This window comes from Lottiidibacillus patelloidae (assembly GCF_002262935.1).
In the GTDB taxonomy this organism is placed as follows: Bacteria; Bacillota; Bacilli; order Bacillales; family SA5d-4; genus Lottiidibacillus; species Lottiidibacillus patelloidae.
This window is the reverse complement of record NZ_NPIA01000002.1, coordinates 46,433-66,715: the sequence shown is the minus strand read 5'-3', so window position 1 is coordinate 66,715 and position 20,283 is coordinate 46,433. Positions and strand designations below refer to the sequence as shown.

At 33.8% G+C, this 20,283-nt stretch carries 20 protein-coding genes; all 20 read left to right on the top strand.

Annotation, left to right across the window (positions count from 1 at the left end; genetic code table 11):
• Positions 1-316 precede the first annotated feature (316 nt).
• The gene (locus CIB95_RS04265) at positions 317-6,070 is read left to right on the top strand and encodes a pullulanase X25 domain-containing protein (protein WP_142296465.1); all 5,754 of its coding nucleotides are present in this window, start codon (positions 317-319) and stop codon (positions 6,068-6,070) included.
• Positions 6,071-6,234: 164 nt separating this feature from the next.
• Positions 6,235-6,804 (top strand): hypothetical protein, encoded by a 570-nt coding sequence (locus tag CIB95_RS04260; protein WP_094922368.1) that lies wholly within the window; start codon positions 6,235-6,237, stop codon positions 6,802-6,804.
• Between the two features lie 136 nt (positions 6,805-6,940).
• Positions 6,941-7,405, top strand: a complete 465-nt coding sequence (locus CIB95_RS04255; RefSeq protein WP_094922365.1) for an NUDIX hydrolase — start codon at positions 6,941-6,943, stop codon at positions 7,403-7,405.
• Positions 7,406-7,444: 39 nt separating this feature from the next.
• Positions 7,445-8,005 carry a DUF1572 family protein gene (locus tag CIB95_RS04250; protein ID WP_094922362.1) on the top strand — a complete coding sequence of 187 codons (561 nt, stop codon included), beginning with the start codon at positions 7,445-7,447 and terminating at the stop codon, positions 8,003-8,005.
• A gap of 13 nt (positions 8,006-8,018) precedes the next feature.
• Positions 8,019-8,597, top strand: coding sequence for a GNAT family N-acetyltransferase (locus CIB95_RS04245; protein ID WP_094922359.1), 579 nt, complete (start codon positions 8,019-8,021; stop codon positions 8,595-8,597).
• Positions 8,598-8,709: 112 nt separating this feature from the next.
• Positions 8,710-9,651 (top strand): hypothetical protein, encoded by a 942-nt coding sequence (locus CIB95_RS04240; RefSeq protein ID WP_094922356.1) that lies wholly within the window; start codon positions 8,710-8,712, stop codon positions 9,649-9,651.
• 145 nt (positions 9,652-9,796) lie between these two features.
• Complete coding sequence (locus CIB95_RS04235; protein WP_094922354.1) at positions 9,797-10,333, top strand: 2'-5' RNA ligase family protein; 537 nt, start codon at positions 9,797-9,799, stop codon at positions 10,331-10,333.
• Positions 10,334-10,466: 133 nt separating this feature from the next.
• A complete protein-coding gene (locus tag CIB95_RS04230) occupies positions 10,467-11,024 on the top strand; it encodes a class I SAM-dependent methyltransferase (protein WP_094922351.1) in 558 nt (185 codons plus the stop codon).
• Between the two features lie 40 nt (positions 11,025-11,064).
• On the top strand, positions 11,065-12,090 hold the full coding sequence (locus CIB95_RS04225; protein WP_094922349.1) for a DUF2332 domain-containing protein: 1,026 nt from the start codon (positions 11,065-11,067) through the stop codon (positions 12,088-12,090).
• On the top strand, positions 12,078-12,953 hold the full coding sequence (locus tag CIB95_RS04220; RefSeq protein WP_233143902.1) for an aminoglycoside 6-adenylyltransferase: 876 nt from the start codon (positions 12,078-12,080) through the stop codon (positions 12,951-12,953). Before CIB95_RS04225 ends, CIB95_RS04220 begins: the two co-directional genes overlap by 13 nt.
• Positions 12,954-13,006: 53 nt before the next feature.
• Positions 13,007-13,408: a hypothetical protein gene (locus tag CIB95_RS04215; protein ID WP_094922346.1), complete on the top strand. Its 402-nt coding sequence runs from the start codon at positions 13,007-13,009 to the stop codon at positions 13,406-13,408.
• Between the two features lie 52 nt (positions 13,409-13,460).
• On the top strand, positions 13,461-13,715 hold the full coding sequence (locus CIB95_RS04210) for a hypothetical protein (protein ID WP_094922343.1): 255 nt from the start codon (positions 13,461-13,463) through the stop codon (positions 13,713-13,715).
• On the top strand, positions 13,684-14,184 hold the full coding sequence (locus CIB95_RS04205; RefSeq protein ID WP_094922341.1) for a CPBP family intramembrane glutamic endopeptidase: 501 nt from the start codon (positions 13,684-13,686) through the stop codon (positions 14,182-14,184). The genes CIB95_RS04210 and CIB95_RS04205 overlap by 32 nt, the downstream gene beginning before the upstream one ends.
• 112 nt (positions 14,185-14,296) lie before the next feature.
• Positions 14,297-15,346: a serine hydrolase domain-containing protein gene (locus tag CIB95_RS04200; RefSeq protein WP_094922338.1), complete on the top strand. Its 1,050-nt coding sequence runs from the start codon at positions 14,297-14,299 to the stop codon at positions 15,344-15,346.
• Positions 15,347-15,880: a GrpB family protein gene (locus CIB95_RS04195; RefSeq protein WP_094922335.1), complete on the top strand. Its 534-nt coding sequence runs from the start codon at positions 15,347-15,349 to the stop codon at positions 15,878-15,880.
• A 47-nt stretch (positions 15,881-15,927) separates the two neighbouring features.
• The gene (locus tag CIB95_RS04190) at positions 15,928-17,730 is read left to right on the top strand and encodes a M3 family oligoendopeptidase (RefSeq protein ID WP_094922332.1); all 1,803 of its coding nucleotides are present in this window, start codon (positions 15,928-15,930) and stop codon (positions 17,728-17,730) included.
• Positions 17,731-17,779: 49 nt separating this feature from the next.
• A complete protein-coding gene (locus CIB95_RS04185; protein WP_094922329.1) occupies positions 17,780-18,436 on the top strand; it encodes an HAD hydrolase-like protein in 657 nt (218 codons plus the stop codon).
• A 30-nt stretch (positions 18,437-18,466) separates the two neighbouring features.
• Entirely contained in the window at positions 18,467-18,913 is a 447-nt protein-coding gene (locus tag CIB95_RS04180; RefSeq protein ID WP_094922326.1) for an NUDIX domain-containing protein, read from the top strand.
• A gap of 34 nt (positions 18,914-18,947) precedes the next feature.
• Positions 18,948-19,502 carry a GNAT family N-acetyltransferase gene (locus CIB95_RS04175; protein ID WP_094922323.1) on the top strand — a complete coding sequence of 185 codons (555 nt, stop codon included), beginning with the start codon at positions 18,948-18,950 and terminating at the stop codon, positions 19,500-19,502.
• A 22-nt stretch (positions 19,503-19,524) separates the two neighbouring features.
• Complete coding sequence (locus tag CIB95_RS04170) at positions 19,525-20,268, top strand: DUF5694 domain-containing protein (RefSeq protein ID WP_094922321.1); 744 nt, start codon at positions 19,525-19,527, stop codon at positions 20,266-20,268.
• The last annotated feature ends 15 nt before the right edge of the window (positions 20,269-20,283 follow it).

The following is a 20,283-nucleotide window of genomic DNA, read 5'->3' as shown; positions in this document are numbered from 1 at the left end:
CCACTTGCTATATTTTTGTATCATATTGTACGACTTCTTGGATTTTTATTTCAATAAAGCAAATAATCTATATATATGTAAATAAATCTAAAAAACGATTACTTAATAGTAGTCGTTTTTTATTTGTTTTAATATAATCTGGCAAACTTTTATAAAATATTGAATTTTTTAGTGCAAAGTGATACTCTTAATCTAGCGAATAGATGAAAGCGTTTGCATTGGTATTTCACTATTTATATTGTTCAAAAATAATTTTTTTTGCAACTCTGTGCAAACGCTTTCACAATATATCTACATATTAAAGGAGGAAGTAACATTGAAGAGAAAAAACCTTAAATCCCTTTCACTTCTAATGATTTTCACATTAATCATTCAGATGTTTGCAGGGTCTGTTCCATTTGCATCTGCTTCGCCAGATGAAGGGAGAAACGTAGTTCTTGTAGGTGATTTACAAAGTGAGTTAGGTAACGAAAATGATTGGGATCCTGCATCAACTGTTACTAAAATGGACTATCTTGGTAACGGTTTTTACAAGTTCACTGGAACTCTACCACAAGGTGACTATGAATATAAAGTTGCCATTGGGAGTTGGGATGAAAGCTATGGTCGAGATGGAGGAAACATTCCATTATCTCTAACTGCTGACAGTGAAGTTACTTTTTATTACAATGATACAACCAATCAAATTGCTGACTCTACGCATTACAATGCTATAGCTGATGAAAAGCAACCAAGGCTAGTTGGTGACTTACAATTAGCAATGGGGATAGGTGAAAGCAATTGGTCGCCAGAAACCGCTTCTGCTTTTCTAACTGACGATAATTATGATAATGAATACACGTTTACTGGTGAAGTACCTGCTGGTGATTATCAATTTAAAATTGTATTAGGAAACAATTGGGATGAAGCATATCCCTCTGGAAACTATAGTTTATCTGTTTCAGAAACAGCTTTCATAACATTCAAATTTAATTACGATACGAAAGAAGTTTCTACCACTGCAGTAACAGAACAAGAGGAAACTGCAACTAGAAAGGTTGTTTTAGTTGGAAGTTTACAAGATGAGCTTGGTCATACAGGGGAATGGGACCCAGCAGCTACTGCAACGCAAATGACTCATATCGGAGATAACTTTTATACATTTACGGGTACATTACCCGCTGGTAGCTATGAATACAAAGTTGCTATTGGTGAATCATGGGATGAAAACTATGGTGTTGGTGGTGCAAGCGGTGGGAATTATACTTTAGCATTAGAATCCGAAACAGAAGTTACGTTTTACTACCATGATGAGACGAATGCGATTGCAGATTCTACGCATTATTCAATGATATCTCCAGAAAACACACCACGAGTAGTAGGTGACATTCAACCAGATATTAATGCTGGTGGCGAGTGGTCTCCAGGAGAATCTACTGCTCTTTTAACAGATTATGACTTTAATAATGTTTATACTTTTACAACAGTTATTCCACAAGGAAACCATGAATTTAAAATCGTATTAGGAAATGCCTGGGAAAATACGGAGGCATACCCTTCTGATAACTTTAAATTAAATGTACTTGAAGATGCAGAAGTTACAATTTCTTTTAATTACGAAACGAAAGAAGTAGTAACAGATTATAATCCAGGTGGATCAGATAGTGCTGTCAATCAAGACAAGCTTTTCCATGACACATGGCAAGCTGCATACCGCCAACCATTTGGAGCAATTGCTGTTGGTGAAACTGTTACATTACGATTAGAAGCGAAAAAAGATGACTTAACTAGAGCAAATCTTTATGTGAAGAACTATCTTTCTGGCGATTCAACAATGATAAACATGGAATATGCTGGATGGATGGAAGTTGAAGGAAAGGGAAAGGTAGAATTTTGGGAAGCAACTTTTACTCCACAAGCGAAAGGTGTTCATGGCTACAAATTCATCGTTGGTGATAATGAAGCTGTCGCAGAGTATGGAGAAGATGCCATGGAAGGTGCAACAGGAAAAGCTTCCGATAATAATGCAGGTTTATTCCAACTAACTGTTTTTGATCCAACATTTAAAACACCAGATTGGATGAAGGAATCTGTTGTTTATCAAATCTTCCCTGATCGTTTTTACAACGGAAATGTTGAGAATGATGACAATAAAGAGTATGCAAGAGGTTTTCAACCAATCGAAAAGCCAGAAAGCTGGTCAAGTTTACCTGACAATCCTCGAATTGGTGAGAAAAAACCAGAGCAATATACAGGTGATGGCGAATGGAGTAATGACTTTTATGGTGGAGATATCGCTGGAATACACCAAAAGTTGAACTACATTCAATCTCTTGGTGTAAATACAATCTACTTAAATCCTATTGCCCACGCTGCTTCAAACCATAAGTATGATGCGACTGATTTTAAGGCAATTGACCCAATGTTTGGCTCGCCAGAAGAATTTGACGCATTTACGAAAGAGTTAAAAAATCGTGGAATGCACTTAATTTTAGATGGTGTATTTAATCACGTAGCAGATGATTCGATATACTTTGATCGTTATGGAAAATACGATACGATTGGTGCTTATGAATATTGGGCACAAATTTACGACTTAATGAACGAAAATGGATTATCAGAAGAAGATGCAAAACAGCAAGTTGAAACGAAATTACTAGGTGAAGGGCAACATTTTTCATCTTATGGTTTCCACAATTGGTTTAATATTGAGAATAAAAAAATAGATGTTGGTCTACCAACAGAACGCTATAGCTACCAAGCTTGGTGGGGATTTGATAGTTTACCAGAGATAAAGTCAATTCAAGGAAATGTAGTTGATTATGGTTCAGAACTAAATAACGAAGCATTTGCTAACTACATTATGTATGAAGAAGACTCCGTAGCGAAAAGCTGGTTAACTCGCGGTGGATCGGGCTGGCGTTTAGACGTTGCCAATGAAGTGGACATGGAATTTTGGAGAGAGTTCCGACAAGAGTTAAAAGGTGATTCTTATAACAAAGGTGTAACTCTTCAAGACGGAGAACAGCCTTTAATTCTCGGAGAAATTTGGGATGATGCTTCAAAGTATTTCCTAGGAGATCAATATGACTCTGTAATGAACTACCGTTTTGAACGTGCAATTATGAATTACTTAAAAAATGGTAATGCAATGCAAGCGGAACAACAATTAAAAGCTGTTCAGGAAGATTATCCAGCTGAAGCGTTTTATGCATTAATGAACTTAATGGGGTCACATGATACACCAAGAGCAGTTTACTTACTTGGTAATGGCTCAGATGCATTTGAACGTGCAGAGTGGGATACAAATTATGACCATGATTTAGGTGTTCAAAGATTAAAGTTAGCCTCTATAATTCAAATGGGTTATGCAGGTGCTCCGACAATTTATTATGGTGATGAAGCTGGAGTTACAGGATCTAAAGACCCAGATGATCGTCGTACGTATCCTTGGGGTAACGAAGATCTAAGCTTAATTTCACATTACCAAGAAATTGGAAAAGTGCGTGAAGATAATCAAAATCTATTTGCATATGGAGAATTAACTCACGCTTATGCAGATGGAGATGTACTAGCGTACATTCGTACAAATGAAGAAAAAGCAGCAATAATCGCTATTAATAGAGGGAACGATGAGCAAACATTTACAGTGAAAGTGAAAGATATCATTGCAAATGGGGTATCTTTAACAGATGCTTTACATTCAAGCTATAGTTCAGTAACTGCTAATGGTGAAATTGAAATTACTGTTCCAGCAATGACAGGGCGCATGTTAATTTCTAATTCTTTAACTGAAACTGTCGCTGTAGTAACTGCTCTTACAGCTAATGAAGGATCAAAAACAGTAACACTTACTTGGGAAGGAAATGCAGCTGAATATGCGATTTACCAATCAAATATTCAAGGAGCACTTTACACGAAAATTGGTACAACAACAGAAAAGACGTATACAGTAAATGATCTTGAAAATGGTCGTACGTATTTCTATGCAGTAACGGCGATTGATAGTAATGGTAATGAATCTGTTAAAACCGAAACGGATGCAGTTGTGCCACATTATGATTTATCAACTGCGTGGTTAGGAAATTTAACGCAAATAGAAGATAGTACACTGGATCTTTCTAAATCGTACTCAACGCAAGCTGAGCTTTGGATTGGTGGTGCCACTGAAGCAGGTCAAGCGGAAGGTATTATTGCAGAGCTTGAGGTTAAGCTGGCAGAAGATGCAAATTGGAAAACGTATGATGCAGTATACACAGGTCAAGCAGGTAATAACAATGTATTTACAGGTACATTCTTGCCTCTAACTGTTGGCACTTATGAATATCGCATCGGTGTATCATCTGACTTAGGTGAAACTTGGATTTATACGAATGTTAATGCTGTCACGTTAACTCAAGATACGATTGATACAAACCCTCCTGCTGAACAAGTTGAGCTTGCTCAGCCAGTGCAAGAATCAGGGCAAGTTAATTTAACTTGGGAATTAGTTGGTAGTGATGACCCACACTTAATTACAATTTTGAGAGACGGTAGTATTCTTGCAACGTTATCTGATGTATCATCTACAACATACCGCGACTATCATGTTGAAAACGGTAAAACGTATGAATATACAGTAGCTGTTTATGACAAAGCAGGAAACAAAGTTGAATCAAATACAGTAACTGTTACACCAGACATTGTGATGGTTGAAGTAACATTTAAAGTAAATGCACCAAGTTATACGGCACTTTCGGAAACAATTACAATTCCAAACAGCTTAAATGGCTGGAACACAGGTGCGTGGGAAATGTCTCGTAATGGTGCAGTAACAGCTGATTGGGAATATACAGTTGAGGTGCAAGAAGGTACTGAAATTACGTATAAGTATGTAAAGGGTGGTTCTTGGGACCAAGAAGGTCTCGCAGATCACACTAGAAATGATCAAACAGACGATGACGTAAGTTACTATGGATATGGTGCAATTGGTACTGATTTAAAAGTAGTTGTCCAAAACCAAGGTAATAACAAAATGGTCGTTCAAGATTACTTATTACGATGGATTGATATGCCATTAGTAATTGATTCTCCAGAAAATAATGCAACAGTAAGTGAAGAGCAAGAAACGATTGAAATTAAAGGTAATGCAATAAAAGGTGGAGTTCTAACAATTGCTGGTGAAGAAGTTGCAATTAATAATGATATGTCATTTAGCCATTTTGTCACACTTGTTGAAGGACAAAATGATATTCAAATTACAATTGAGCCTTCGGAAGAGAGTAAACAGACGATCTTTAATAATGATGGTGGGGCGATTGGTAAAAATACTAAGGCTTACACATTAACAATCTATCGTGGTGAAAATATTGATGATGAAAACAGTGATGACGAAGGTGACCAAGGCGAGGATTCTGAAGACGATAAGTCTAAAAAAGAAAAGGTAAAAGAAACAAAACCGAAAGTTAAAAATGGAAAAGCTTCAATCGAAACTTCGGTAATTGAAGAATTAGACCAGGATGGAACACTAATTGTTAACTTAGAAAAAGAAAAAGTTGTTGCGATTGAGTTAACTTCTGACCAAGCAAAATTAATTATAGAAAAAGCAATCACGATTAAAATTGCAAATGAAGATATGTTCTTATTCATCCCTGCAGCTAATCTGCCAGATAGTGCAGTATCATTGAATGTTGAAAGATTAAAAGATATTGAAGGTGCAAGCAGTAATGTGTATGACTTTACTGTTAAGGCTGGTAATACAACTTACCATGAATTCAACACGCCAATGACAATTGTATTCAAAGTAGATAAAGTAACAAATGAAGAAAATGTAAAAGTATACTACTACAACTATGAGAAGAAAGAATGGGAGCTTATCGGTGGAACGTATCAAGATGGATATGTAACAGTCGATACCGACCATTTTAGTACATTTGCTGCATTTGAATTATCTATTAGTGAAGATGTAAAAGATATCCCTGCACCAAAAACTGGTGAGAAATTACCAAACACTGCAACAATGACGTATAACTTAGTATTGTTCGGATTGTTGTTATTTGTAACAGGTGGGGTAATAATCACCTTGCAACGTCGTAGAAAAGTAGAAGCTTAATCTAAATAATTACAAGACCAAACCCTTTGTCGGTTTGGTCTTTTTTAAGTAAATGAAGGTCATGGTGTAAAAGTTAGGGGTTTAGAAGGAGAGTAATAATGTTTTGTAGAAATTTATATATAACATAAAAGGGAAATTTTGTTATAAAGGGAGAGTGGTGAAAAATGAAAGATTGGCTATTTTCTTTACCTGATATTGCCATAATTACAATGATATCTGGTTTTTTATTGCTTGGAATATATTTAACATTCAAGTCTATTAAGACATTAAAAACGAATCGTTCCAATAGAAAAATCGTCCTTTTAATCCCATTCGTTTTTCATATTATCAATATATTTCTTATTGATGAACTTCTAACTGTAGATCCTAGTACTTCTTCCGGAAATGGGAATCCAGCAATACCATATGTTTTTATATCATTAACCTTGCTTATCACTTTTTGCATTATCGTTTTCTATAAAACAAGGGAAGTATTGCAAGATAAATCTAACTTAAGTAAGAAATCCATTGTTTTAGTAGCATCATTAATTTTTTGCTTTGTAGCCATCTACTTTCAAATGGACTTCGTCTCTTACGTTAATGAGAAACTATATTACCCTATGGGCGACTGGTGGAACTGGTGGAAAGATATCCACCTAAATAATTTATATCTTAACGTTTATACTTTTTTATTCGGTCTAAGTATGGCAATTGCAATTGCTAGCGCTTTAAGTTTATTAAGACCTGAGAATTAATCATTGTTTCAAATTACTAAGGATGGAAATCTATTAAGTAAGGTGACACTTGATGAAAAAGGGAACATAATAGAATTAGTTGAATTTTAGTATTGCCACCATTTTGGTGGCTTTTCTACTTGAGGAGGAAGACATAATGGACGTCGTATTTAAAACGAACAATAAAGTATTTAATTACCGAGTTGCAGGAATTTTAATGAAGGATGATCATGTATTATTACATCGGGCTGCGACCGATACAATCTGGTCACTTCCTGGTGGAAGGGTTGAAATGGGCGAAGAAGCAGCAATAAGTTTACAAAGAGAATTTCGTGAAGAATTAGATATAGAGACTACAATCGATAGATTGGTATGGGTTGCCGAAAACTTCTTTGAATACGCAGAACAGGATATTCATGAAGTAGGTTTTTATTATATCCTCACTTCTAATGAACTACCATTTAGACAAGACCCTTTTTATGGTGTTGAAGGTGAAAGATTAGTCTTTAAATGGACGCCAATAAAAGAACTTAGGAATGTTGCGCTTTACCCAGAATTTTTAAGAACATCAATAGCCGAAATGCCAATACATACAGAACATTTGGTAGTAAACCAGAAGTAGAAAGGAAGCAAAAATAAAAATATAGTGTAAAACTTATAAATGAAAGGGTGGAAGACAATCGAAAAGAATCTAGGTGAAGTATATCTAAGAGTTGTCCAAGAAAGATATAAAGGTCTAAAAAATCTTGGCGATAAAGCAATAAATCAATTATCTGATGAGGATATGAAATGGGCTTACAATGAAGAGTCAAATTGTGTCGCAGTTATTGTAAAACATATGAGTGGTAATATGGTATCAAGGTGGACCGATTTTTTAACGTCTGATGGTGAGAAATCCTATCGAAATCGTGACCAAGAATTTCATGACAATATATCTTCAAAAGAAGAACTTATGAATGTTTGGGAAATAGGCTGGAAAACTCTTTTCGATACATTATCTAGTCTAAAAGAACAAGATTTATTAAAGATTATTACCATTCGTGGAGAAGAACATTTAGTAATAGATGCAATTGAAAGGCAACTGGCTCATTATGCTTATCATGTAGGGCAAATAGTTTACATTGGAAAATTGGTAAAAGGTGATAAATGGGAATCACTTAGTATCCCAAAAGGACAATCCGAAGACTATTTACAACAAATGCTAGATAAGCACCAGTCTTAGTTCACAAAAGAATATGAAGCTATTAAGAGGTGTTAATTTGAATAAATTTAGCGTTGAAATAGAAACAGAAAGGCTAATTATTAGACCTTTACAAAAAGATGATTATCTAAGTTGGATAACACAATTTGGGAATAGAATGCCATCACAGCACAAATACGATGAAGGTAAAATAGATATGAGTATTTGTTCAGAAAAATGGTTTGTTGATTTGATAGAGAAACATCAACAGATGGCTTTAGATGATAAAGTATATGTCTTTGGTATTTTCCGAAAAGAAGATAATGCTCATTTAGGAGCAATAGACTTCTCTACAATTTTAAGAGAAGAATATCAATGGGCGAGATTTGGCTATACAATTCATAACCAATTTTGGAGAAAGGGTTATGGTCGGGAAGCTGTAAATGCAGCACTTCAACTTGGTTTTGAAGAGCTTAAATACCATCGCATTGAGGCTCATATTAATATTGATAACATCCCTTCTATTAAGTTAGCAGAAAGTATTGGTATGAAATTTGAATGTATTAGAAAAGGGTTTATCTATGAGTTTGATGAATGGGCTGATAATCTAATTTATTATATTAATTCAAAATAAATGTTTTTTGATTTAGATAGTTTTTGTTGAGGTGATTTTCATTCTTTTTCATTATCATTATTGGAATCTTCGTGTGAAGTTCTTCGAGATTTCAGCTAGAAAGAGGTAACTTATGAACAAGGTTAAAGGTTACATCGTTAACGATTCAGTACTTGAAAGTTGGAACAAAAAGTTTGTACCAGATTTTGATTTATTTTTCTTTGCGGAAAACCATGAGTATGTAGAAACGGAACTTTTTACATTTAGCATAAAAAATGACTTCTCTCTAGATGACAGAACGTCATTTGTCACATGGGGAATTAGTGATAAAGCAAAGTTTTATGCAAAAATACATAACGATGATTTCCTGAAATTATCAAAAGAAAATCAAAAAGAAATAATTAAACAGCAATGGGTACTCGGTAGAGGTGTGCTCTTTAAAGAGAGTGAATTATTATTACTCTTGAAAAATAATAGTAATGAGAACTTAAAAACGCTTGAAGTATTGAAAGACTATTCTATTGAAGAAGACGCGATAAATGAGAAAATATTCATATTACAAGGTCATACTTGGAAGCGGCTATCCCCTTTAATAAGAAAAAGTATTTTATTAAACTATGCAGACTTGTGGGTTAATGATAATGCTGTCTTTCATAATCTGAAGCAATCGGAGCAAGATTCATTGAGTAAGGAGTACCCTCATCTCATCCCGTTTATTGATCACTTTCCTAGTCGAAATGGTCCTAACTGCTTTGCATCAGTAATTGCAGTTGTAACTGGTGATTTAAATCATATGAATGATTGGATGCAGTCTGAACAATTTATAAAACTATTAAAGCAACATAATTATTTAAAAACTATTACCACTAACTATAAAAAACAAGACGTCTTAGTTTGGAAAAATCAAAATGGCACTCCAGTTCACGCTGCCTTCCTGTTGAATGATAAATTGTCTTTTAATAAGCATGGACAAACAATGTTTAATCCGTGGCAAGTGCTTCCGACAAGTGATGTAATTAAATCATGGAACAATGATGGGTTTCAACTTGAGGTTTTTCGAAGAGAGTTTAATTAGTTGTGCTATATTTCAGGGGGAGGAAATAAGGCATTTTTTATGGAATTATTAAAGAAGACTCATCTCTTTGAAAGATCATTTTCCAAGTTTATTAGTTAATCAAAAATATTTACATAAATAAGAGCTATAGTTTGGAGAGAAGTCAATGCAATATTTTATTGGAATCGTTCCGCCGGATAATTATAAAGAACAAATTATTAAATTTCAAAAAAAGTGGAAGGGCAATACGCTTCCGGATTTAGTTGAACCACATATCACTCTAAAGGCACAAGGTGGTTTAACAGCAGATGAAAGATGGATAAATCAAGTTAAGATAGTTTGTTCTAACTTCCCATCATTTAAAGTTGCAATAGATAAACCAATGTTCTTTGGTGATGAAATCTTATATTTAAGTGCAAACTCTAATGAATTGAAGGAATTGCATGAACAGCTAGTACAAGTTATCTCACCATCAAAGGATTTAATAAAAAAATATTTCGAACTTGATGACTTTGTCCCACATATGACATTAGCAAAAACGTATTACGGCTTATCAAGCGAAGACCTTAAGGAAATGGCTAAGATGGCAGAGGAAGAATTGAGTCCATATCCAACTTATGAAGTCAATTTTATTCGAATTTATGTTGAAAATAGTAAATTGAAGAAATATGAAACATATTTGGATATTCCTTTAAAGGATTAAAATTATTTATCTCTGTCAAGTCGCCATAGTGGCGGCTTTTTTACTGATATAGGGAAGGTAAAGGCAAATAATAATAGAACTAATATATATGGTGAGGTTTTTATACTTTTCAACTAACTTAGAGGAGCTACAGATGATTATAAATAATGATGAAATTAAAATTGTAATTGGTGCGGGTCAATATAATAACAATCCAGGTTGGATACAGACACAAGAAAATGAATTAAATCTACTAAACGAAAAAAGTTGGAAAGATAAATATAAGGAAAACAGTATTTCAGCTATTCTAGCAGAACATGTATGGGAGCACCTAACTTATGAAGAAGGTGTCCAAGCAGCAAAGATTTGCTACAAGTTTTTAAAGCCTTCAGGATATATTCGGTGCGCAGTGCCTGATGGTTACTTCCGAAATGAAGAATACCAAATTATTGTTCGAGTAGGCGGTCCTGGTCCTAAAGACCATCCTGCAGCAAGTCATAAAATCGTTCATAATTATAAAACGTTAACTGAGATGTTTGAAGAAGCAGGCTTTGAAGTAAAGATGCTGGAATATTTTGATGAAGCAGGAGACTTTCATGAAAACACCTGGGACGGAAAAGAGGGTGTGATTTTCCGCTCGAAAAAGTTTGACCCAAGAAATCAAGAGGAGCTTCTCTTTCCTTCGATCATTATAGATGCGGTAAAAAAGTAAATTAGAAGCAGAAAAAAATAGTTTTAATAAGGTGGTTACTATGAACGCATATTTTTTAGCAGATAAATTTAATAACTTTGCTAATAATGAATGTAGAGCATCGAGCGATTTGTATGAATTCCTCTCATTTAAAATAGCTGAAGAAGAACAATTACTGAACTTAGCTGCAAATGCTAGGGAAGGCCAACCTGTTCCTAATTTATTTTTAGGTGCAGTTCATTATTTGTTACTTCAGGGCAAAGACCATGGGTTAAAAGATTATTTTCCAAGCATTACAGAAAATCCAAAACCATACGAGAAATCATTTCCTTATTTTAAAGATTTTTGTCATCAATACGAAAAAGAAATAATTTCTATTCTCCAAACAAAACTAGTGCAAACGAATGAAGTTAGACGTTGCTCCTATCTTTACCCAACATTTGGCTATATTTATGAACAAATTAAAAAGCCATTAGCATTAATTGAAATTGGAACAAGTGCTGGCCTCCAGTTATTTTGGGATAAATATCATTATTCTTATGAGGGAATTGAGGCTACTTTTGGTGAAAAGGATTCAGAAGTTCTAATTTCATCTGAAATAAAAGGAAATAATATTCCATCTTTCCCTAAGAATAGCCCGCCAGTTGCATCAAGAATTGGACTCGATCTACATGTTAATGACTTATCCATTGATGAAAATTATTTTTGGTTAAATGCACTAATATGGCCTGAACACTTCGAAAGGAGAGAGTTATTTAAAAAAGCAGCTAACTATGTTAGAAAAAACACTCTTACTTTGATTGAAGGTGATGGCGTACAATTGCTGCCAGAGCTAGTGAGCCAAATTTCAAAAGATTATGCGGTTTGTGTTTTTCATACGCATGTAGCAAATCAAATGCCAAAGGAAACAAAAGAAAAACTATTTGCAGAAATAGAGGAACTGGGGAAAGGGAGAGATATCTTTCACATTTATAACAACATGAAAGATAGAGACCTTCATCTCGACTATTATATTGATGGTAAAGAGAATTTTAAAGTAGTCGGACAAACAGATGGTCATGGAAGATGGTTCACTTGGCAAATGTAGACTTGAAAAAGGGAGAAAATGATTTGTGTGTGGGATTAGAAAACAAACATAAAGAAAGAGATATAAATTTACCAAGGTATCGACAATCATTAATTAATGCGATAGAAAAAGACCTACTAAATGATGAGAATATCATAGCAATATATTACGGAGGTTCAATAGGGAATGGGGACACAGACTTATATTCGGATATTGACCTTCGTATCGTTGTTATAAAAGAAAATTTTGAGGAATATCGATTAAATAAAAAGAATAGAGCTAAAAGATGGGGAAATGTTTTATATTATGAGGATTACCATTGGGCTTCACATAGTGTCGCTCACTTTGAAGGGTTTATAAAAGTGGATAGTTTCTACTATACAATGAATGACCTACAACCATCTATTTGGCTACAAAACATAAAAATTGTTCATGATCCTAAAGGTATTATGAAGTCTATTTTAGATAAATCAAAAAGATTGTCTTATCAACCGACTATTGAAGAGTTTGAGAGTTGGCAATCGAAATTTTTCGCACATGCTCATGAAGTATATCGAGGTGTCATGAGAGGAGAACTATTTTATGCACTAAATTACTTAGATGCGTTGAGGCTAGCAATAGTCAAAGGGTGGTACATGGAATTAGGAATACAACCAAATAATCCTGGTTATTGGGCGAAAATAGAAGGTGTAAGAAGTCCGTTAGAAGATTGGCAGTTATCACTTTTGGAAGATTGGTATAGTGAAAAAAAACCGAGTGCTATATTAGATGTAATAAAAAAGATGTTGCCAGAATTCAGAAAAACTAATAAACGGTTATGCAAGAAGCTTAAGGCAGAGGAAAACACAGAACTTATTGACAAAATATTTAACCTTATTTTATAGGAAAAGGTGAGATTGGTTATTATCATTACAACTATTTTTGAGGAGATGTTATTATGAATTCTACTAAAAGCTACTTTTTATATGCACTCTTGTTGTTTACGACTCTACTTTTCATATCCCATATTGATTACAGATTAGAAGTAATTGCAAGTGAACAATACAATTTTTGGGAATGGCTTACAATTACGCAATTTCTCTATATTTCTATCGGTGTAGTACTTGCGATTCCTCATCTTATTAAGAATAGAAAGGAAAAAAGTATGTGGAAGATTGATTACAAAAAGTTACTACTCTTTGGCCTACCTTCAATGTATCTAACTTTCTCATTCACACTTCATGTTTACTTTAAAATTCCATATTATATAATGATAACTTCTTCGTTATTTAAGATAGCAGCAATCTTATTAGGGTATATAGTTGCTACTAGTTTCTATAAAGTTAACAGCTGGGATTAAATGCTTTTTTTAGATGAAAATCCCTCATTGCGTTTAAAATTGGAGTGAGTAAATGACGATTGTTATACTGATATTACTACTTTTATCTTGGGTATTTCTTCACCTTTTCACAAAAAACAATCTATCGATCTTAGGTTTTACACCTGTCAGGAAGCGGTTAATTCAATTAATAATAGGTTTTTTCATATATGGTCTAATTTGTGCGTCATTGCAATTTATAGATTCATTATTATTCTCTCATATTGAATGGAAATTAAATCCTGAAATAACCATTAATGATATATTTGCCCTTTTATGGGGATACTAAATCTGTACTATTCGAAGAATTACTTTTTAGAGGTGCGCTTTTATATATTCTCGTTCAAAAGTTAGGAGCTAGAAATGGAATTATTTTATCGTCTCTTTGCTTTGGAGTCTACCACTGGTACACATATGGTGTATTTGGAAATTTTGCAATAATGGCTTTTGTTCTTATTATGACTGCTATCCCAGGGCTAGTATTTGCGTATGCCTTTGTAAAAACGAAATCTATGGCTTTAGCAATTGGATTACATTTAGGATGGAACTTTACGAATAATTCTATCTTTGCAAATGGTTCATGGAGTGATTATTACATTTTAATCCCTCAAGTCCCGCAAACAGGAATAGAAACAATGCCTCACCTAGCGGGAATGCCTATTAATTACTTATTTAATGTTCTGTTAGCTAATATTATGCTTCCATTACTTACATACTTAGTATTGAAATACTACTATTCGCAGAGCAAAGACAAATAGAAAAAATAAATAACAGTTTTTGTTAGCGCATGGCTTACGCCTTGCGTTTTTTGCGTCTTTATAGGTTGGTTTTATATGATAAAATCAAAATATAATTTATGGAGGTTTAAAAATGATTATTGATCAATCAGCTAATGCAATTGAAAAGGTTCTAAGTAAGGAACCTTCAGTAAAGTTAGAGCGACTGTATAACTATGTTTCAAAAATACAAAAGCAAATTAGAGCTAGTGCAAGTGCTGTCATTGTTATCCAAAAAAATAAAGTAATTGGAGAATGGTATGAAGGTCATGATCCATTAACAGGCAACGTAATTAATGAAAAATCAAGATTCAATGTATTTTCTACGAGAAAAAGCTACATTGGATTAGTCGTAGCTTTTCTTCTTAAAGAAAAAAAGATAAAAGATATTGATGATTTTGTAACCGATTACATAGATAATCTTGATCAAGACCTTTTACAAGGTGTTACTATTCGTCATCTCGTTACCCACACCCATGGGTTAGATATTGAAGGTGGAAAGATAATTAAGAATGCTCCTGCTGGAACGGTTTGGGACTATAATGATGGAGGATTGACTTTATTATATAAGATTGTTTCAAAAACTTCAGGATCAACAGTAAATCAAATTCTTCAAGATAATGTTTTTACCCCGCTTCATTTTAAGGAAACAGGGTGGGAATCTTCTTATCTACCTACTCTAGTTGCAGATGTATTTGAATCGTCGGAAAAGCCAAAAGTGAGATTAGAAGATAATACAGGATTTGACCGTAATTTGTTTGTTAGTGCGAGAGAACTTGCACATTGGGGCTATTTAAATCTAAACAAAGGTAAGATTGCCAATCGACAAGTATTACCTAGGGAATTATTTGATGAAACTACTTCAATTCAAACACCGAAAGATATGAAAAATATTCCTCAAAACGGCTTTTTCTGGTTTTTAAACGAAAACGGCTTTGCTGAAAGTGAATTAGGAGAAGACTTGCCATTAAATGCTTTTCAAATTTTAGGAGCGTCAGGATGTGCTTGTTTAGTAATCCCAGAATATGATGCTGTTGCTGTCCGAATGTACAACAAAATAGGCAATCCGCCTGGATACGATTATTTAAGGGATATAAAAGACTTTGGAAATTTAGTTAATGAAATATTAATAAAAGGTGAGTAAATGAGAAAAACAAATATTCTTCCATGGACAGATAAATGGGCAAAATCATACGAACTCGAAGCTAATAAACTGAAACAAATTTTTAGAGATGAAATAATAGAAATTTTTCATATTGGTAGTACTTCTATACCAACAATAGGATATGCTAAACCAATTATTGATATCTTAATTGTAGTAAAAGAGATAGATAAGGTTGATTTTTATAATGAAAAAATGCGTCTTGAAGGATATGAACCAAAAGGAGAATATGGTATTGAAGGAAGAAGATATTTTCCTAAGAGTAATAATGAACACACACAACATCGCACACATCACGTTCATATTTTCCAAGTAGGACATGGTGCAATAAAAGGTCACTTAAATTTTAAAGAATATCTTTTGCTCCACCCTAAAAGAGCAAAAGCGTATGGCGATTTAAAAATAGCATTAGCAAAACAATTCCCTGACAATCATTACGACTATCAAGAAGGGAAACAAGAGTTTGTTGAAGAATTGGTGAAAGAAGCAAGAGATTGGGCAAAAAAAATTAAATAATAACTCTTTCATTATGCAAAGAAAACCTATTGGAAAGAGAGATCAAAATGGAAAAAACAACTTACCCTTCAAAATGGAATTTAGATTCAATTTTTACCGGAGGAAGCGATTCTTCTACATTACATTTGCACCTTACATTAATAAAAAAGGATTTAAATCTATTAAATGATAAAATACATAATTTACTAAGTCCCCGTACAAAGGAAAATACCTATCATTTAAATGACGTGATTCAATATATTAATAAGCTACGATTACATATCACCGAGGCGAAGTCGTATATTACTTGTTTGCATGCTCAAGACGTAAAAGATAATAAAGCATCTTTGCTTAAGGGAGAAATCTCTACTCTTAGTTCACAATTTTTATCCACAATACAGGAGTTTCAAAATGTAATTGGGACATTTGAAAAGGATCATTGGAGAAACATGCTAGATTCTGATGAACTAAGAGAATATAGATTTGTTCTAAATGAATGGCGAGAGAATACTGGAATTCAACTTAATGAAGAAGTAGAAAGAATTATTACATCACTAATGGATGATGGGTATCATGCTTGGGGGCAAATGTATAACTTATTGGTTGGAAGTATTAGAGTAAAATTTACTTTAAATGGAGTAGAAGAGGAATATACAGTAGGACAAGCCTTGAATTTTCGCTCACACCCGGATGAAACAGTTCGCCAGGAATCTCATGATGCGTTACTAAAAGGCTGGCAAGATACTGAAGATGTCATTGGAGAAACTCTTAACAATATCGTAGGTTTTCGGCTGCAAGTAGATAAAAAGCGTGGCCGCACAAATGAACTACAGGAACCGTTGAAAGCAAATCGGATGAAACAAGAAACATTAAATGTTATGTGGAACGTAGTAGAGAAGAATAAGCAACCGTTTACTGATTATTTAGATCATAAAGCTAGTTTACTAGGCAAAGGAAAAATGCAAGCTTATGACTTTTGGGCTCCAACAAACAAGAGTACTCAAAAGATAAGTTACCAAGAAGGTATAGATTTTATTTTAAAACATTTTGGGAAATTTGGTAGGGAATTAGAAAGCTTTGCTCGTCAGGCTTTTATGAATGGTTGGGTGGAAGCAGAAAATCGACCAAACAAATCTCCTGTAGCTTTTTGTGCAAGTTTTCCTCTTTCGGGACAATCAAGGGTTATCATGACTTATGGGGAAACGATAACTAACATATTAACATTAACGCATGAATTAGGGCATGCATTCCATAATTATGCTATGAAAACTGTTGATGGAATTAACAAGCAATATCCTCTTTGCTTTGCAGAAACGGCATCTTTTTTTACAGAGTTAATCATATTAAATGCTTCCTTGGAAACTGCGGAAAGTTCAGAAGAAAAGTTGTTTTTACTAGATGAAAAATTAAAACGAAGCGTAATGAATTTTATGAACATCCATTCTAGATATTTATTTGAAAGAAAGATATACAAGGAGCGAGAGAAAGGTTTAGTTTCTTCAGCTCGCATGAATGCTCTCATGGATGAAGCGTTAATGGAAGGGTATGCTGGTTCAATTGAAGGGATTCCTGAAAATCTTTGGGCGTCAATTCCGCATTTTTATTTAACAAGTTCACCATTTTACAATTTCCCTTATACATTTGGCTATTTATTTTCAATATGTATATATGCAACTGCAAAAGAAGAAGGGAAAGACTTTGAGAAAAAGTACCTTTCTTTGCTACGTGACACAGGTAAAATATCAGTTGAAGATTTAGTAATGAAACATTTAGGAGAAGATATCACACAGGAAGCTTTTTGGGAAAAGGGAATGAAATTATGTGTTAAAGATGTGGAGGAGTTTATTCGACTAAGTAAAAATTTAAAATAGCCAGGTCCTAGTAATGATTAGAGCCTAATTTATAATAGTGAGGTAAATTATGACAACATCGTTTATATTCGATATGGATGGGACCCTTTTTCAGACGAATAAAATATTAGAAGTATCGCTTGAGGATACTTTTAAATATTTAAGATCGATAGAATTATGGGAAAAGGAAACGCCAATTGATAAATACCGCAAAATTATGGGAGTGCCTCTACCCATCGTTTGGGAAACGCTATTACCAAATCATTCAAACGAAATTAGGGTTAAAGCAAACGAAATTTTTCATGAAAAATTAATAGTGAATATTAAAAGTGGCAATGGTGCGTTATATCCTAATGTTAAAACTATTTTTAAATACATAAAATCACAGAACTGCTCTATTTTCATTGCAAGCAATGGTCAAACGGAATATTTGAATGCAATAGTAAATCATTACAATTTAGATAAATGGGTTAAAGAAACATATAGTATTCAACATGTAAATTCTTTAAACAAGGCAGATTTAGTTAATGAAATTATAAAAAAATATGAAATTAAAAATGGTGCTGTAATTGGGGACAGGCTTTCAGATATCAATGCTGCAAAAGAAAATAATTTACTAGCAGTGGGGTGTAGATTTGATTTTGCACAAGAAGAAGAGCTCAAACAAGCCAATCTTGTAATTGATAATCTACTAGATTTAAAGGAACTCATTATAAAAACAAGCTAAATAAATCAAATATTCAGGGAGGATACTCAATTGAATCAATTGAAAGAAAATGGCTACCAGTTCCTCGATTTTATAACAATAAATGATGAAGAATTGGAATGTTACAAGCCATTAGCAGGCTCTTTTGCAGTTATCCAATGCACCGGAAGATTCCTTCTTTGTTATAACGTGTGGCGTCAGCAATGGGAAATACCAGCTGGTCGTAGAGAAGAAAGTGAAACTCCAAAAGAATGTGCAATTAGAGAACTTTATGAAGAAACTGGACAAATAGTATCCAATATGATTTTTAAAGGTTTAGTAAAAGTACAAAACAAAACAACTAGAGCTATTAAATTTAATCCAGTGTACTATGCCGAGATCGAAAAACTGCAACCGTTTGTTGAAAATGAGGAAACTTCGAAAATATTGCTCTGGGATTTAAAAGAGGAAATAGGATCAATCGATATGGTGGATATAAACATATTTGAATATTTATAGAATCTTTAAATAGTAGATAAAGGAGGTTTGCGCAATGAACCAAGCTCCAGTCATAAAAGGGGAGAATGTTTTGTTAAGGCAGCCAATTGATAGTGATGTGGAAGACTTTTTGAAAGTTGAAGTTAATGAAGAATTAGTCCGCATGTATGGTGGTAATACGAAAAAGATGACTGCTAAAACACTTGAACGAGCACAACAATATGTTGAATCTATTCGTTCAAGAAAAATTGCATGGTGTATAGAGTATGAAGGACGATTAATTGGTTCGGCAAGATTAACAGTGAATGAAGAAGATAACCGCGCAAGATATGCCGTTGGTATATTTGATCCTTCAGTCTGGAGTAAAGGATTAGGAACAGAAATTACACAGTTAGTGCTTCAGTATGCGTTTGAAGAGTTAGAGTTGCATCGAGTCGATTTACGAGTGTTGGAATATAATAAACGTGCCATTAGATGCTATGAAAAATGTGGCTTCATTCAAGAAGGGATTGAACGAGAAGGCGCATTAATTGAAGGAAAATATGAAACAGACGTATTCATGAGCATTTTAGATCGAGAGTATTTTGAAAAAAAGGTGAAAAAGGAATGACGAATTAGTAAGGAGAGTTAGCATGGAAGAAAAACCTAAAGTATTAATTGTAGGTACTTTTCATATGGAATCAACACGTGATCTGTATCAAACGGATATTGATAATATGTTTTCAGAACAACGTCAAATGGAAATTAACCAAATCGTTACGTCATTAAAAGAGTTCAAACCAACGAAAGTAACTGTTGAAATCGATAAAAAGAATAATGAAAAGTTAAATAAAGAATTTTTGGATTATAGGAATGGAAAGATAAATTTACAAAGTAATGAAGTTCACCAATTAGGGTTTAGGGTTGCCGAGCAATTAGGGCATAATAAGATCTATGCAATTGATTGGTTGGACGAAACGGTTGAGAACAGATCGCTTGGGGAAGTATTAGAATGGGCGAGGAAGAATCTACCTGAACTTTACCAAGAAATCACTGAGAAGTACTTTAAGAAATTTTCCACTTTTTCAGAAATAGGCAATAAAAGTATCGTAGATGTTTTCAAAGAGATTAACAAAACAGAATTAATTAAAAAATTGCATGAAGCATACTTAGCTGTTGCAAGGATAGCCGATGATTCTAACTATGTAGGTATTGACTGGGTTAGTTGGTGGTATCAAAGAAATCTAATTATCTATGCAAATCTAGCTGCCATAGCAACCTCAAAGTCAGATCGAACGCTCTTAATTATTGGCGCAAGTCACGTCCATTTAGTTGCTCAATTTTTAAGGGAAAGTGGTAAGTTTGAAGTAGAAGAATTACATCATTATTTATCGTAAATGTTGAGGGGTTTT

What these genes read in the sequence shown, in the direction of transcription:
- CIB95_RS04200 (WP_094922338.1), top strand. Translation starts at nt 14,297, where the DNA reads ATGATTATTGATCAATCAGCTAATGCAATTGAAAAGGTTCTAAGTAAG.
- CIB95_RS04205 (WP_094922341.1), top strand. Translation starts at nt 13,684, where the DNA reads ATGATATATTTGCCCTTTTATGGGGATACTAAATCTGTACTATTCGAA.
- CIB95_RS04210 (WP_094922343.1), top strand. Translation starts at nt 13,461, where the DNA reads ATGACGATTGTTATACTGATATTACTACTTTTATCTTGGGTATTTCTT.
- CIB95_RS04255 (WP_094922365.1), top strand. Translation starts at nt 6,941, where the DNA reads ATGGACGTCGTATTTAAAACGAACAATAAAGTATTTAATTACCGAGTT.
- CIB95_RS04225 (WP_094922349.1), top strand. Translation starts at nt 11,065, where the DNA reads ATGAACGCATATTTTTTAGCAGATAAATTTAATAACTTTGCTAATAAT.
- CIB95_RS04230 (WP_094922351.1), top strand. Translation starts at nt 10,467, where the DNA reads ATGATTATAAATAATGATGAAATTAAAATTGTAATTGGTGCGGGTCAA.
- CIB95_RS04170 (WP_094922321.1), top strand. Translation starts at nt 19,525, where the DNA reads ATGGAAGAAAAACCTAAAGTATTAATTGTAGGTACTTTTCATATGGAA.
- CIB95_RS04245 (WP_094922359.1), top strand. Translation starts at nt 8,019, where the DNA reads ATGAAGCTATTAAGAGGTGTTAATTTGAATAAATTTAGCGTTGAAATA.
- CIB95_RS04185 (WP_094922329.1), top strand. Translation starts at nt 17,780, where the DNA reads ATGACAACATCGTTTATATTCGATATGGATGGGACCCTTTTTCAGACG.
- CIB95_RS04260 (WP_094922368.1), top strand. Translation starts at nt 6,235, where the DNA reads ATGAAAGATTGGCTATTTTCTTTACCTGATATTGCCATAATTACAATG.
- CIB95_RS04195 (WP_094922335.1), top strand. Translation starts at nt 15,347, where the DNA reads ATGAGAAAAACAAATATTCTTCCATGGACAGATAAATGGGCAAAATCA.
- CIB95_RS04235 (WP_094922354.1), top strand. Translation starts at nt 9,797, where the DNA reads ATGCAATATTTTATTGGAATCGTTCCGCCGGATAATTATAAAGAACAA.
- CIB95_RS04240 (WP_094922356.1), top strand. Translation starts at nt 8,710, where the DNA reads ATGAACAAGGTTAAAGGTTACATCGTTAACGATTCAGTACTTGAAAGT.
- CIB95_RS04215 (WP_094922346.1), top strand. Translation starts at nt 13,007, where the DNA reads ATGAATTCTACTAAAAGCTACTTTTTATATGCACTCTTGTTGTTTACG.
- CIB95_RS04250 (WP_094922362.1), top strand. Translation starts at nt 7,445, where the DNA reads ATGAAAGGGTGGAAGACAATCGAAAAGAATCTAGGTGAAGTATATCTA.
- CIB95_RS04190 (WP_094922332.1), top strand. Translation starts at nt 15,928, where the DNA reads ATGGAAAAAACAACTTACCCTTCAAAATGGAATTTAGATTCAATTTTT.
- CIB95_RS04175 (WP_094922323.1), top strand. Translation starts at nt 18,948, where the DNA reads ATGAACCAAGCTCCAGTCATAAAAGGGGAGAATGTTTTGTTAAGGCAG.